The sequence below is a fragment of the Streptomyces sp. NPDC102406 genome (assembly GCF_044765725.1).
Lineage (GTDB): Bacteria > Actinomycetota > Actinomycetes > Streptomycetales > Streptomycetaceae > Streptomyces.
On record NZ_JBIWKP010000003.1, the window covers coordinates 669,780 to 684,592 of the forward strand.

At 72.9% G+C, this 14,813-nt stretch carries 11 protein-coding genes; all 11 read left to right on the forward strand.

Annotated elements, in window-relative coordinates; all coding sequences use genetic code 11:
- Nucleotides 1-83 precede the first annotated feature (83 nt).
- The 11 genes from ACIRF8_RS16985 to ACIRF8_RS17035 all read left to right on the forward strand — a co-directional run bounded on the left by ACIRF8_RS16985 (nt 84) and on the right by ACIRF8_RS17035 (nt 14,804).
- A complete protein-coding gene (locus tag ACIRF8_RS16985; protein ID WP_404215500.1) occupies nt 84-527 on the forward strand; it encodes an SRPBCC family protein in 444 nt (147 codons plus the stop codon).
- Nucleotides 528-733: 206 nt separating this feature from the next.
- Nucleotides 734-3,163 carry an MFS transporter gene (locus ACIRF8_RS16990; RefSeq protein WP_404215501.1) on the forward strand — a complete coding sequence of 810 codons (2,430 nt, stop codon included), beginning with the start codon at nt 734-736 and terminating at the stop codon, nt 3,161-3,163.
- A 122-nt stretch (nt 3,164-3,285) separates the two neighbouring features.
- A complete protein-coding gene (locus tag ACIRF8_RS16995; protein ID WP_404215503.1) occupies nt 3,286-5,742 on the forward strand; it encodes a SpoIIE family protein phosphatase in 2,457 nt (818 codons plus the stop codon).
- A gap of 134 nt (nt 5,743-5,876) precedes the next feature.
- The gene (locus ACIRF8_RS17000) at nt 5,877-6,614 is read left to right on the forward strand and encodes a class I SAM-dependent methyltransferase (protein ID WP_404215505.1); all 738 of its coding nucleotides are present in this window, start codon (nt 5,877-5,879) and stop codon (nt 6,612-6,614) included.
- A gap of 130 nt (nt 6,615-6,744) precedes the next feature.
- Complete coding sequence (locus tag ACIRF8_RS17005; RefSeq protein ID WP_404215507.1) at nt 6,745-7,578, forward strand: M55 family metallopeptidase; 834 nt, start codon at nt 6,745-6,747, stop codon at nt 7,576-7,578.
- The gene (locus ACIRF8_RS17010) at nt 7,571-8,908 is read left to right on the forward strand and encodes a M20/M25/M40 family metallo-hydrolase (protein ID WP_404215509.1); all 1,338 of its coding nucleotides are present in this window, start codon (nt 7,571-7,573) and stop codon (nt 8,906-8,908) included. The genes ACIRF8_RS17005 and ACIRF8_RS17010 overlap by 8 nt, the downstream gene beginning before the upstream one ends.
- A gap of 89 nt (nt 8,909-8,997) precedes the next feature.
- Nucleotides 8,998-11,004: an LpqB family beta-propeller domain-containing protein gene (locus ACIRF8_RS17015; RefSeq protein WP_404215511.1), complete on the forward strand. Its 2,007-nt coding sequence runs from the start codon at nt 8,998-9,000 to the stop codon at nt 11,002-11,004.
- The gene (locus ACIRF8_RS17020) at nt 11,001-11,921 is read left to right on the forward strand and encodes an LD-carboxypeptidase (RefSeq protein WP_404215513.1); all 921 of its coding nucleotides are present in this window, start codon (nt 11,001-11,003) and stop codon (nt 11,919-11,921) included. Before ACIRF8_RS17015 ends, ACIRF8_RS17020 begins: the two co-directional genes overlap by 4 nt.
- A 115-nt stretch (nt 11,922-12,036) precedes the next feature.
- Nucleotides 12,037-13,842 (forward strand): CocE/NonD family hydrolase, encoded by a 1,806-nt coding sequence (locus ACIRF8_RS17025; RefSeq protein ID WP_404215514.1) that lies wholly within the window; start codon nt 12,037-12,039, stop codon nt 13,840-13,842.
- A 108-nt stretch (nt 13,843-13,950) separates the two neighbouring features.
- Nucleotides 13,951-14,193 carry a LapA family protein gene (locus tag ACIRF8_RS17030; RefSeq protein ID WP_404215516.1) on the forward strand — a complete coding sequence of 81 codons (243 nt, stop codon included), beginning with the start codon at nt 13,951-13,953 and terminating at the stop codon, nt 14,191-14,193.
- A 44-nt stretch (nt 14,194-14,237) separates the two neighbouring features.
- Nucleotides 14,238-14,804 (forward strand): GNAT family N-acetyltransferase, encoded by a 567-nt coding sequence (locus ACIRF8_RS17035; RefSeq protein ID WP_404215518.1) that lies wholly within the window; start codon nt 14,238-14,240, stop codon nt 14,802-14,804.
- The last annotated feature ends 9 nt before the right edge of the window (nt 14,805-14,813 follow it).

Consider the following 14,813-nt stretch of genomic DNA (forward strand, 5'->3'; position numbering starts at 1 on the left):
ACCCGCACCCCCGGTTTGGGCCGTCCGCGGCGGGAGTGGTTGGCTTGGCGGCGCCCACAGGAACCAAGTGCTGGAGGAAAGTCATGGCGCAGGTCGAGGCCACCACGGAACGTGTCGTCGCCGCGAAGCCGGACGACGTGTTCGACGCCCTCGCCGACTACGAGGGCACCCGGCCGAAGCTGCTGACCGAGCACTTCAGCGAGTACGAGGTGCGCGAGGGCGGTGACGGCGAGGGCACCCTCGTCCACTGGAAGCTCCAGGCCACCAGCAAGCGCATCCGCGACTGCCTGCTCGACGTCACCGAGCCCACCGACGGCGAACTCGTCGAGAAGGACCGCAACTCCTCGATGGTGACGACCTGGCGCGTCACCCCCGCCGGCGAGAACCGCTCCCGCGTCGTCGTGACGACCGTGTGGAACGGCGCGGGCGGCATCGGCGGATTCTTCGAGAAGACGTTCGCGCCCAAGGGCCTCGGGCGCATCTACGACGCCGTGCTCGCCAAGCTCGCCGCCGAAGTGGAGAAGTGACGCGCGGACCCCGTCGGACGCGAAACGAACATCCTTGTGCCGCTCACCGATTCGAGTGGTTTTCGTTTCGCGTCCGTTGTACGCCGTAGGGCTCCTACCGGCGCATACGCCGCTCGCACCCCCGTGACGTGCACCTCGTCGCGCTTGCCCCCGTTGTCGCGTAATGCGAGAAATGGGCCGCGTAAGGGCGACGAGGGGAGCAGCAGGTGGGCACGACGACGCTGGTGACCGAACCCGCGGGGGAGCGGGAGGCGGTTCGGGAACCGGCCCCGGTCGCCACCGCTCCGGCGGAGCAACAGGCCGCTTCGCACGAGCAGTTGCCCGGCGCGGGACTCAGCCCGCGCCGCGTCCGGATGGTCTTCGTCGGCCTCATGCTCGCGCTGCTGCTCGCGGCGCTGGAGCAGATGATCGTCGCCACCGCGCTCCCCAGGATCGTCGGCGAGCTGCACGGCCTCGACAAGATGTCCTGGGCGATCACCGCCTACCTGCTGACCTCCACCATCGGCCTGCCGATCTACGGCAAGCTCGGCGACCTCCTCGGCCGCAAGGGCGTCTTCCAGTTCGCCATCGTCGTCTTCGTCATCGGCTCCGCCCTCGCCGGCCGGGCCCAGACCATGGACCAGCTCATCGCGTTCCGCGCCGTCCAGGGCGTCGGCGCCGGCGGCCTCATGATCGGCGTACAGGCGATCATCGGCGACATCGTGCCGCCCCGCGAACGCGGCCGCTACATGGGCCTCATCGGCGCCGCGTTCGGCCTCGCCTCCGTCGCGGGGCCGCTGCTCGGCGGCTACTTCACCGACCACCTGTCATGGCGCTGGTGCTTCTACTTCAACGTCCCCTTCGGCCTGCTCACCCTCGCCGTCACGGCCGTCGTCCTCAAGCTCCCCAAGCCCACGAAGAAGCCCCGCCTCGACGTGCTCGGCGCCCTGCTGCTGGCCTCCGCCTCCACCTGCCTGGTCCTGCTGACCAGTTGGGGCGGCACGGAGTACGCGTGGGGCGACCGGGTCATCGTCGGCCTCGGCGCCGGGGCGGCCGTCTCGGCGGTGCTGTTCGTCGTCGCCGAGAGGTTCGCCGCCGAACCCCTCATCCCGCTGCGCCTGTTCCGCGACTCCGTCTTCAACCTCAGCGGGTTCGTCGGCATGGTCGTCGGCGTCGCCCTGTTCGGCGCGGCCAGCTACCTGCCCACGTTCCTCCAGATGGTCGACGGCGCCACCGCCACCGAGTCCGGCCTGCTGATGCTCCCCATGATGGGCGGCGTCGTCGGCGCCTCCATCCTCTCCGGCCAGCTCATCAGCCACACCGGCCGCTACCGGCTCTACCCGATCCTCGGCAGCGCCCTCTCCGCTCTTGGCATGTACCTCCTGTCGCGGCTGGAGGCCGACACCCCGCGCCTCGAATACAGCGCCTACATGGCCGTGCTCGGCGCGGGCATCGGCCTGATCATGCCGGTGCTCGTCCTCGCCGTGCAGAACTCGGTGCGCCCCGGTGACCTCGGCACCGCCACCAGCGCCAACAACTACTTCCGGCAGATCGGCGGCAGCGTCGGCGCCGCCATCTTCGGCACGCTCTTCGCGAACCGGCTCGCCGACGCCCTCGCCGACCGGCTGCCCGACACCGGCGCCGCACTGCCCGCGGGGGCCGACGCCGAGTCCATCACCCCGCAGCTCGTGCACGCGATGCCCGAGGCGCTGCGCACCCCCTACATCCAGGCGTACGCGGACGCGATGCCCCGCATCTTCCTCTACCTGGTCCCGGTCCTCGTCCTGGGCCTGCTCCTCGCCTTCTTCATCAAGGAGACTCCCCTGTTGTCCAGCACAGCCCCCGCCGAACACCCCGTCACCCCCGCCGTGCCCGCCCAGGAGCGCGTCCCGCACGCCGCCGGGGTCCCGGTCTGCGGAACGGTGCAGCACTCCGACGGCACCGCGGTCCCGCGCGCCGCGCTCACCCTCATCGACGTCGGCGGCACCCAGATCGGGCGCGGCGCCAGCGGCGACGACGGGCGGTACGCGCTGTCGACGCCGGGCGCGGGCAGTTACGTACTCATCGCGGCGGCCGGCGGGCACCAGCCGCAGGCCGTGACGGTCACCGTGGGGGAGCGGCCCGTCGAGCTCGACGTGGTCCTCGGCGGCGCCGGACGCCTCGCGGGCTCCGTCCTCACCGCCGACGGTACTCCGGTGCGGGACGCGATCGTCACGCTGACCAATGTGCACGGCGAGGTCGTCTCGGCCACCCGCAGCGGACGCGAAGGGGCCTACGTCATCACGGAGTTGGTGGCCGGTGAGTACACCCTGGCCGCGAGCGCGCCCGCGTTCCGCCCGGCGGCCCTGCCCGTGACGGTGATGGCCTCGCGCGAGACCCGCCAGGACGTGGAGCTGGCGGGCGGCGCGGTCCTGCGCGGCACCGTGCGGGCCGGCGGCGGGCGGCCCGTCGAGGAGGCCCGGGTCACGCTGCTCGACGCCGCGGGCAATGTCGTGGACACCCTGACGACCGGGCCGGACGGGACGTTCCGCTTCGTCGACCTGTCCTCGGGCGAGTACACGGTGATCGCGGCGGGCTACCCGCCGGTGGCCACGGTGCTCCAGGTCGCCGGCGGCGGCCGCACGGAGCGGGATCTCCAGCTCGGCCACGAGGACTGACCCCGATTGTCAAGCGCACGGCCCCGATTAGCCGTTAACCGCCCTCTGCCGAGACCCCCCGCGTACCGTGGAAGGAGGCGGTGCGCACCCCCCGCGCGTGCCCGGAGGGAAGGAGCGCGGCGATGCCAGGCACCCGTCGAGCCCCGCAGGGACGCGTTCCGCTGGCCGTGGTCGTCGTCGACCGGGCGGGCCGGGTGTCGCACTGGAGCACCGGCGCCCGCCGCCTCTTCGGCCCCGACCGCGAGGAAGCGGTCGGCCGGCCCGCCACCGACCTGCTGCCCGTCTCCGGCGCCTTCTCCGAGGAGCGTGCGGAGCCCGATCCGGCGGCCCACGGCGCGTACGGCACGTACGACGCGATCGGACACGCCCTGGAGGAATCCCTCGACGGGCGCACCTCCTACCCGGCCGCCGGCCGCGCCCGGCTCGACACCAGCGCGGGCCCGCACGACCGCATCGACGTCCTGTGGTGGGCGTACCCCCTGGTGGGCCCGGGGCCCGAGCGGCTGCTCGTGCTCGCCGCGGACGCCCGGCGGCTCAGTGACGACGCGGGGCCCGACGGTGCGGCGGGGGAGCGGATAGCCCCCGGCTTCGCCCTGCACACGGACTTCCCCGCCGCCGAAGAGCTCGCCCGGGGCCTGCCCGAGATCCTGCCCAGCATGAGCGTGCGGGAGAGCGCCCGCATCGTCTCCCAGGTGCTCGAACTCGGCTACCCGGTCCTGGAGTTCAGCCGGCACGACCGGGTTCCGGTCACCGCTGACTGGGGCATCGCCCGGCGTACCGAGCGCAAGGCGCGGCGGGCGGCGGCGGCCCGCGCCGCCGCGTCCGGGGTTCCCTCGCCGCGGGCGCCGGCCGACGACACCGACACCGACGACACCGACGACGCCGAGGACCTTGAGTATGTGGCGGTGCGCGAGCGCCTGGAATTCCTCAACGAGGTGAGCGGGCGCATCGGTTCCTCGCTCGACCTGTCCCGCACGATCGTCGAGGTCAGCCGCGCCGTCGTGCCGCGCTTCACCGACGTGGCCGGGACGTATCTGCGCGAACAGGTCGTGGCGGGCGAGGGGTTCCCCGACGGGCCGCCCGACGCCACCACGATGTGGCACCGCGTCGCCCTGGAGCACACCGACGAGCCGGGCCGCTGGGACGATGTCGTGCCCGTTGGCGAATCCATGCCGTTCCCCGTGCACACACCGTTCTTCCAATGCATGACCACCGGGGATCCGGTGCTCGTCCCGTACATCTCGGAGGAGATGGGCAACGCGATCGCGTCGCAGTTCGAGAAGCGCGACATCCGCCCGCTGATCACCCACCGGTCCATGCTCGTCGTCCCGCTGAAGGCGCGGAACGTGGTCCTCGGGTTCATGATCCTGCTGCGTCACCAGGAGCGGCCCCTCTTCAACGACATGGACCGCGTCACCGGCGCCGAACTGGCGGCGCGTGCCGGGCTCGTGCTCGACAACGCGCGCATGTACACCTACCAGGAGTCCGTCGCCGAGACGCTCCAGGACAGCATGCTGCCGCACATCGAGCCGCGCCTGCCCGGCTGCGACGTCGCCACCCGCTACCTCCCCGGCACCCTGCTCGGCCGGGTCGGCGGCGACTGGTTCGACTCCGTCAAGCTGCCCGGCGCGCGCACCGCCCTCGTCGTCGGCGACGTCATGGGCCACGGGCTCAACTCGGCGGCGATGATGGGCCAGTTGCGCACCGCCGTGCAGACCATGGCCGCGCTGGACCTCCCGCCCGCCCAACTCCTGCGCAACCTCGACGACCTGGCCCAGCGGCTGGGCGAGCACTACCTGGCCACCTGCCTGTACGCGGTCTACGACCCGATCGCCGGTGAACTGCGTCTCGCCAACGCCGGGCACATACCGCCGGTGATCGTGCGCGCCGCCGACGGGCGCAGCGAACTCCTCGACCTGCCCACGGGCGCACCCATCGGCGTGGGAGGTGTGCCCTTCGAGTCCGTACGGATACCGGTGGCGCCCGGCGACCGCCTCGTGATGTGCACCGACGGGCTGGTCGAGGTGCGCGGCGAGGACATCGGCGTAGGGCTCGCCACGCTCTGCGAGTCGGCGGCCCACCCGGCCGCCTCCATGGACGACGCCTGCGACACCATCATCCGCTCCCTCGCGGGGCGCGGCGGTCGCAAGGACGACGTGGCGCTCCTCATGGTCCGGATGAGCGGCATCGAGGACGGTGACGTCGCCCAGTGGGAGCTCGAACGGGACGCGTCCGAGGTGCCGCGCGCCCGCGCACTCGTGCGGGGACAGCTCGCGCGATGGGGGCTCACGGCGGTCGACCACACGGCCGGGCTCATGGTCAGCGAACTCGTGACGAACGCGGTGCGGCATGCCGCGAGCGGCCGGGTGCAGCTACGGCTCGTGCGCTCGGGCGCCCTGTTGTGCGAGGTGGAGGACGCCGACCACACCCTGCCGGCGCTGCGCGGCGCCGGGCCGGACGACGAGTTCGGGCGCGGCCTGCGGGTGGTCTCGCACCTGGCGCGGGAGTGGGGCACGAGCCGGACCACGACGGGCAAGACGGTGTGGTTCGAGCTCGCCCTGCGGCGCGCGGGCATCTGACGCGCACCGGGCGTGCCCGAGGGGCGCACAGGCCGTGAAGGTGTGGCCCGCGCTGTTGTGGGGCGCACCACGGCGCGGTAGACAGGCTCTTCAGCTTCGGCCGGGCGGGCCGTCGCACCCTCCGGGGAGGGCCCATGAGTGTGACCGAGCGCTACAAGGCGGCGTGGGAAGGGTTCTGGAAGGACGCCCCCGAGGAGCCCGGGAGCGTGTTCTGGGACGCCGAGCCGGCCCTGACCGTCGGGCCGCATCTCGCCCTGTTCGAGGCGCGGTTGACGGCTGCGGGGCTCCCGCTGGTGGATCTCGGCTGCGGCAACGGCACCCAGACCCGCTTCCTCGCCGACCGCTTTCCGAGGGTGATAGGCGCCGATCTGTCGGCCGCCGCCCTCGACCGCGCCCGCGACGCGGACCCCGCCGAACAGGCCCAGTACCGACAGCTCGACGCCACCGCCGCCGATCAAGTGCAGGCGCTGCACGCGGAGTTGGGCGACGCCAACGTCTACATGCGGGGCGTGCTGCACCAGAGCGAACCCGATGACCGGCAGCCGCTCGTCGACGCGGTGGCGGCGCTGGTCGGCGAGCGGGGCCGCGCCTTCGTGGTCGAGCCGTCCGAGCGGGCCCGGCCCCTTCTGCGGGACCTCGCGCGGCACCCGGCGGGCCCGCCCCCGAAGCTCGCACCGGTGTTCGCCCACGGCCTCGCGCCCGGCGAGGTCCCGGACGCGGCGGTGCCCGAGTACGTCCGGCGGGCGGGCCTGACCGTGCTCGACTCGGGCGAACTGCCGCTGCTGACCACGGAGTTCACCCCCGACGGGAGCCGGATCGAGCTGCCGTCGCGGTGGATGGTGCTGGGGCGTGTGGCGGGGAGTCCGTTCTGAGTGGTCCGCACGCCGCTGACGAGCGGGAACAGGGCCGACCGGGTGCGACATTGGTCTATACCCGTGAGAGTTTCGGCGAGTGATCCACAGGTCTGGTGAGGGGCGCCCGGATCCGCGTACGGTGCTGGGCATGAAGATCCTCATCAGCGCCGACATGGAGGGCGCCACGGGCGTGACCTGGCCCGCCGACGTCCTGCCCGGCACACCGCAGTGGGAGCGCTGCCGCGCGATGTTCACCTCGGACGTGAACGCGGCGGTGCGCGGCTTCTTCGACGGCGGCGCCGACGAGGTGCTGATCAACGAGGCGCACTGGACCATGCGCAATCTGCTCCTCGAGCAGCTCGACGACCGCGCCGAGATGCTCACCGGACGCCACAAGTCACTCTCCATGGTGGAGGGCGTCCAGCACGGCGACGTCGACGGCATCGCCTTCGTCGGCTACCACGCGGGCGCCGGGATGGAGGGCGTCCTCGCCCACACCTACCTCGCCAACCAGATCACCGGCGTCTGGGTGAACGACGTACGGGCGAGCGAAGGTCTGCTGAACGCGCACGTGGTGGCCGAGTACGGCGTCCCCGTCGTCCTCGTCACCGGCGACGACCACGCCTGCGACGACGCCCTCGGCTACGCGCCGGAGGCCCGCAAGGTCGCCGTGAAGGACCACGTCTCCCGGTACGCGGCCGTGTGCCGCACCCCCGCCCGGACGGCCGCCGACATCCGGGCCGCCGCCGAGGACGCCGTCTCCCTCGCCGTGCGGCACGAGCCGACGCGGGGCGGCCCGTTCACGGTGGAGGTCGAGTTCGACGCCGAACACCTCGCGATGGCCTCGACCGTCGTGCCCGGGGTCGAGCGGACCGGCGAGCGTAAGATCGCGTACACCCACGAGACCATGTACGAAGGCATCCGCACCTTCAAGGCGGTCACCACGATCGCCTCGGCCGCGGTGGAGGAACAGTATGGCTGAGCGGCACCTTCCCACGATCGACGAGAAGGCGCTCGACGAAGTCGTCACCTTCACCTCCGAACTCATCCGCATCGACACGACCAACCACGGCGGCGGCGACTGCAAGGAGCGCCCCGCCGCCGAGTACGCGGCGGCCCTGCTCTCCGAGGCGGGCCTTGAGCCGACGATCCTGGAGCGCACCCCCGGCCGCGGCAATGTGGTGGCCCGCATCGCGGGCACCGACCCGGGCGCCGACGCCCTCCTGGTCCACGGCCACCTGGACGTGGTGCCCGCCCAGGCCGCCGACTGGAGCGTGCACCCGTTCTCCGGCGAGGTCCGCGACGGCGTCGTGTGGGGCCGCGGAGCCGTCGACATGAAGAACATGGACGCGATGATCCTCGCGACCGTACGCCAGTGGGCCCGCGTCGGGTTCCGGCCGCGGCGCGACATCGTCATCGCGTTCACCGCCGACGAGGAGGCCAGCGCCGAGGACGGCGCCGGGTTCCTCACCGACCAGCACGCCGACCTCTTCGAGGGCTGCACCGAGGGCATCAGCGAGTCCGGCGCCTACACCTTCCACGACGGCGCGGGCCGGCAGATCTACCCGATCGGCGCGGGGGAGCGCGGCACCGGCTGGCTCAAGCTCACCGCGCGCGGCAGGGCGGGCCACGGCTCCAAGGTGAACCCGGCGAACGCGGTCACCCGACTCGCCGCCGCCGTCACCCGCATCGGCGAGCACGCCTGGCCGATCCGGCTCACCCCCACCGTCCGCGCGGCCCTGTCCGAACTCGCGGCCCTGTACGGCATCGACACCGACGTGCACGCGGCAGACCTCGACGTCGACGCGCTGCTCACCCGGCTCGGACCGGCGGCCAAGCTCGTCGAGGCGACCGTGCGCAACAGCACCAACCCGTCCATGCTGTCCGCCGGCTACAAGGTCAACGTGATCCCGGGCGAGGCGTCCGCGCACATCGACGGCCGCTTCCTGCCGGGCGCGGAGGACGAGTTCCGGGCGGTGCTCGACGCGCTGACCGGACCGGACGTCGACTGGGAGTTCGCCCACCGCGAGGTCGCGCTCCAGGCACCGGTCGACTCGCCCGCCTTCGCGAAGATGCGGGCCGCCGTGCAGGAGTTCGCCCCCGAGGGGCACACCGTCCCCTACTGCATGTCGGGCGGCACGGACGCCAAGCAGTTCTCCCGCCTCGGCGTCACCGGCTACGGCTTCGCGCCGCTCAAGCTCCCCGAGGGCTTCGACTACCAGGCCCTGTTCCACGGCGTCGACGAACGGGTCCCGGTGGAGGCACTGCACTTCGGCGTACGGGTACTCGACCGGTTCTTGCGTTCGGCATAGGCACGCCCCGTAGGCACGCGACGTACTAGGAAAAAGCGGAGGACGCGAAGAACATGGAGGGTCCGGAGTAAATGGGGGGCGGGGACGACATGGTGTGCACACTGGGCTACGGCTCCTGGCCGTCGCCGATCGACGCCGCGCTGGCCGCGGCGCACGACGGCAGACCCGAGTACGTCGGGTTCGTCGGTGACGAGCCCTGGTGGACCGAGCCACGGCCCACGGAGGGGGGCCGCCGCGCCCTGGTGCGGCGCAGGCCCGACGGCACGGAGCAGTCGGTGCTGCCCGCGCCGTGGAACGTGCGCAGCCGTGTCATCGAGTACGGCGGCCGTCCCTGGGCCGGCGCGGACCGCCCCGAGGGCCCCCTGCTGGTCTTCGTGAACTTCGCCGACCAGCGGCTGTACGCGTACGAGCCCGAGGCCCCCGGCGCGCGGCCGCGCCCGCTCACCCCGCTCTCCGCCGTCGGCGGCGGCCTGCGCTGGGCCGATCCCCACCTCCACCTCGACCGGGGCGAGATCTGGTGCGTCCTGGAGGAGTTCACCGGGGACGGACCGGCCGACGTGCGGCGCGTGGTCGCGGCCGTCCCGCTCGACGGCTCGGCCGCGCGGGACAGGACCGCCGTGCGCGAACTCACCGACGACGCCCACCGGTTCGTCACCGGCGCCCGCCTCTCGCCCGACGGCAGCCGGGCCGCGTGGATCGCCTGGGACCACCCGCGCATGCCCTGGGACGGCACGGAGCTGCAGGTCGCGTCCGTCGGCGAGGACGGCACGTTCGGCCCCGCGCGGACGGTGGCGGGCGGGCCCGAGGAGTCGATCTGCCAGGTCGAGTGGGCCCCCGACGGCGCGCTCCTGTACGCGGGCGACGACAGCGGCTGGTGGAACCTGTACCGGCTCGGCACGGACACCACGGACGCTGCCGGCTTCGCCGCCGCCCGGCCGCTGTGCCCGCGCGAGGAGGAGTTCGGCGGGCCGTTGTGGAAGATCGGCCTGAGCTGGTTCAAGCCGCTGGAGGCCGGGCTGATCGCCGTCGTGCACGGCGTCGGCGCCACCTCCCTCGGCGTACTCGACCCGGAGACCGGCGAGGTCGTCGACACGGCGGGGCCCTGGACCGAGTGGTCCGCGTCGCTCGCCGTGCACGGCACCCGCGTCGTCGGCGTCGCCGCGAGCCCGCGCACCGCGACCGAGGTCGTCGAGCTCGACACCTGCACCGGGCGCGCCCGGGTGATCGGCGCCGCGCACCGCGACCCCGTCGACCCGGCGTACTACCCCGAGCCGCAGATCCGCACCTTCGAGGGCCCCGACGGCCGGGACATCCACGCCCACGTCTACCCGCCGCACAGCCCCACGCACGTCGCCCCCGGTGAGGAGCTGCCGCCGTACGTGGTGTGGGCGCACGGCGGCCCCACCAGCCACGCCCCGCTCGTCCTCGACCTGGAGATCGCCTACTTCACCTCGCGCGGCATCGGCGTCGCCGAGGTCGACTACGGCGGCTCCACGGGCTACGGGCGGGAGTACCGCAACCGGCTGCGCGAGCAGTGGGGCGTCGTCGACGTCGAGGACTGCGCCGCCGTCGCGCTCGCCCTCGCCGCCGAGGGCACCGCCGACCGGGCGCGGCTCGCCATCCGCGGCGGCAGTGCCGGCGGCTGGACCAGCGCGGCATCCCTGACCAGCACCGACGTCTACGCGTGCGGCACCATCATCTACCCGGTCCTCGACCTCACCGCCTGGGGCAGCGGCGAGACCCACGACTTCGAGTCGCAGTACCTGGAGTCGCTGGTGGGACCGATCGCCGAGGTCCCCGCGCGGTACGTCGAGCGGTCCCCGGCCGAGCACGCCGACCGGCTCACCGTGCCGTTCCTGCTCCTCCAGGGGCTCGACGACGTGATCTGCCCGCCCGCCCAGTGCGAGCGGTTCCTCGCCCGGATCGAGAGCGAGGGGCGGCGCGTCCCGCACGCCTACATCGCCTTCGAGGGCGAGGGCCACGGCTTCCGCAGGGCGGACACCATGATCCGCGCCCTGGAGGCCGAACTCTCCCTGTACGCCCAGGTGTTCGGGCTGCACCCGACCGGCGTCCCCGCCCTGGAGCTCAGCAAGTGAGACCCCTGCTCCGGCCGGAGCGGCTGGCTCCCGGCGCCCGTGTCGCCGTCGTCGCACCGAGCGGACCCGTCCCCGAGGACCGGTTGCGATCGGGCCTCGACATCCTGCGCGGCTGGGACCTCGATCCGGTCGTCGTGCCCCATGTCCTCGACGCGCACCCGCGGTTCGGGTACCTGGCGGGCACGGACGCCGATCGCGCCGCCGATCTGCAACGCGCCTGGTGCGACCCCGGGATCGACGCCGTGCTGTGCGCCCGGGGCGGCTACGGCGCGCAGCGCATGGTCGACCTGCTCGACTGGACGGCGATGCGGGCCGCGCGCCCCAAGGTGTTCGTCGGGTACAGCGACATCACCGCGCTGCACGAGGCGTTCGCCGTCCGGCTCGGTGTGAGCACCCTGCACGGGCCGATGGTCGCCGCGGCGGACTTCGTGAAGAGCGAACGGGCGCGGAACCATCTGCGGGCGACCTTGTTCGACCCGGAGTCGGTGCGGGTCATCACCGCGGGGGAGGGAGCCGGGGTCCTGGTGCCCGGGGTGGCCCGGGGCGTCACCCTGGGCGGCTGCCTGTCGCTGCTCGCCGGGGATCTCGGCACCCGGCACGCCCGGGGCACGGCGCGGGGCGGGCTGCTCTGCCTGGAGGACGTCGGCGAGGAGGCGTACCGCATCGACCGGTACCTGACCCAACTGCTGCGCGGCGGCTGGCTGGAGGGCGTCCGCGGGGTGCTGCTCGGGTCCTGGGCGGAGTGCGATCCGGTGTCGGACCTGCTGGCCGACCGGCTGGGCGGGCTCGGCGTCCCGGTGGTGGAGGAGTTCGGGTTCGGGCACGGGGAGGGGGCGCTGACGGTGCCCTTCGGGGTGGCGGCCCGACTGGACGCGGCGGCGTTGTCACTGACCTTGGACGAACCGGCCCTGAGCTGAGGGGGCCCACCCGAAGAAAGCCCGCGCACACCCATTGACCCCGACATGACACGTGTCACACCATGACCACGATCACAAACTTACCGGTCGGTACAACACCGCGTGGAGGCAGAACGTGTCCCGAGCCGTACCCAGAACCCGCCCCACGCTCGCCACCGCCGTCGCCACGGTCGCGGCGGCCCTGGCCGCCCCGCTCGCCCTCGCCGCCCCCTCGACCGCGGCCCCCCGCACCCCCGCCCTCGGTGAGTACACCGTCACCGCCCTGAAGTTCACGGTCGACACCGGTGGGCGTCGGTGCGTCGTGGACGCCGACCTGTACCGGCCCGCGGGCGTCGACGCCCGGCACACCGCGCCCGCCGTGCTCACCACCAACGGGTTCGGCGGCAGCAAGTCGGACGGCTCCACGGACGCCACCGGCAAGGCGTTCGCGCAGCGCGGGTACGTCGGACTCGCCTACTCCGGGCTCGGCTTCGGCGGATCCGGCTGCCTCGTCTCGCTGGACGACCCCGAGATCGACGGCAAGGCGGCCTCCGCGCTCGTCGACTTCCTCGCCGGGACCCGCGCCGCCGACGACGGGACCGAGATCGACTACGTCACCGCCGACAAGAAGGGCGACCCGCGCGTCGGCATGATCGGCGGCTCCTACGGCGGCGCCGTCCAGATGGCGACGGCGGCCGTGGACCACCGGGTGGACGCGCTGGTCCCGCTGATCACGTGGAACGACCTGTCCTACTCCCTCGACCCGCAGAACGCCGCCGACCGGGACGTGCCCGGCGTCTTCAAATGGCAGTGGACCAACGGGTTCTACCTCATGGGCGAGGGACAGCCGCTGCTCGTGCCCTCGCTCGACCCCTCGCGCATCAACAAGCTGAGCTGCCTGCACTTCGTCGACGACGCCTGCGCGACGATCCGCACCCTCAACTCCGGTCGCTACCCGGCCGACAAGAGCAAGGCGCTGCTCGACTACGCGCGCGGGGTCTCCCCGGTCTCGTACCTGAAGGACGTGAAGGCGCCGACGCTGCTCGTCCAGGGCCAGGCAGACAGCCTGTTCAACCTCAACGAGGCCAGGGCCAGCTACGAGACCCTCCGGGCGCACGGCACCCCCACCAAGATGATCTGGCAGGCCTGGGGGCACAGCGGCGGCCTGACCGACCCGGGGAGCGGCGAACTCGACCTGGCCGAGGGCAACCTGGAGACGAGCTACGTGGGCCGCCGGATCCTCGCCTGGTTCGACCGCTACCTGCACCACGACAAGGGCGCCGACACCGGCCCCGCCTTCGCCTACCGCCGGGACTGGATCAGCGACCCGGAGCGCGCCTACGCCACCGCCGACCAGGTCCCCTCGCTGACGCGGAAGCTGTATCTGTCCGGCGACGGCAAACTCGTCGACAACCGGCGGAAGGTCGCCCGCGGCAGCCGCGAGTACCGCAACTGGCTGATCGCCACCAGTCACTCCGAGTCCTCCCTCGGCGGCCTCATCGGCCTGCCCGACCCCGCCCCGCACGACACGCGCGGCACCTACCTCGACTGGACCACCGAGCCGCTCACCACGGACACCGACGTCGTCGGCGCGCCGAGGGCGACCCTCAAGGTGGTCTCACCGAGGACCGAGCGGGTCCAGCACTCCGCCGACGCCGCCGACAAGCTCGTCCTCTTCGCGAAGCTGTACGACGTCGCGCCGGACGGCACGAAGACGCTCGTGCACCGGCTCGTCGCGCCGGTCCGCGTCCCGGACGTCACCCGGCCCTTCACCGTCACCCTGCCCGGCATCGTGCACCGCTACGAGCAGGGGCACCGCATCCAGTTCGTGATCGCCGCGAGCGACGACGCGTACGGCGGCAACAAGGGGATCAAGCCGGTCACCGTCACCAGCGCGCCCGAGGACACCGGGACCGTGGAGCTGCCCGTCGTCGGCCGGTAGTGCCGTCACCCGTACGGCCCCTCGGCCGCTGCGCGAGCACCGTCTTCCCGCCCATGCTGGGCGGGGAGGCGGCCACGGCCTTCGGGGGAACGACGGAAAGGTGCACCGATGAGCCCCAAGGACACCGCGAGCTCCGCGCAGGGCGACGGCTCCGGCGCGTTCACGCCGGCCAGGATCGCGGTGCTCGTCCTGGCCGTCCTCGTCCTGGTCTTCATCTTCGAGAACACCCGCGAGGTACGCATCCGGCTGCTCGTCCCCGAAGTCACGATGCCCCTCTACATGGCGCTCGGGGCGGTCGCCGTCATCGGCGCCGTCTGCGGGGGCTACTTCATGGCGCGCAGGCGCAGGTGACAGGGCCCGCGCTCGCGGCCGGGCGGCCTGCGTAGGCCGGCCGGATGTCCGCCCACCTCGCCGAAGGACCCCGTGTCGCGCTGCGTCACATCACGCTCGCCGACGCCGACGAGTTCGTCGCGCGGGCCCGCGAGAGCCAGGAACTGCACCACCCCTGGCTCTTTCCGCCACTGCGGACGGACACCTTCGCCGCGTACGCGGGGCGGCTGGTGGACGACCCGACGAGACGCGGCTTCCTGGTGTGCGAGCGTGACAGCGGCGCCCTCGCCGGGTTCATCAACATCAACAACATCGTGCTCGGCGGTTTCCGCTGCGGCGCCCTCGGCTACGGCGCGTTCGCCCACGCCGCCGGACGAGGGCTGATGTCCGAAGGGCTCGGCCTCGTGGTCCAACACGCCTTCGGACCGCTCGGACTGCACCGGCTGGAGATCAACGCCCAGCCCGGCAACACCGCCTCCCTCGCGCTCGCCCGCCGCGCCGGTTTCCGCAAGGAGGGCTTCTCGCCGGACTTCCTCTTCATCGACGGTGCCTGGCGCGACCACGAGCGGTGGGCCCTCACCGCCGAACAGGCGGCCGATCCCGGGGCAGCCCCCGCCTTTGCGCAATCCTGACCGGGGCAG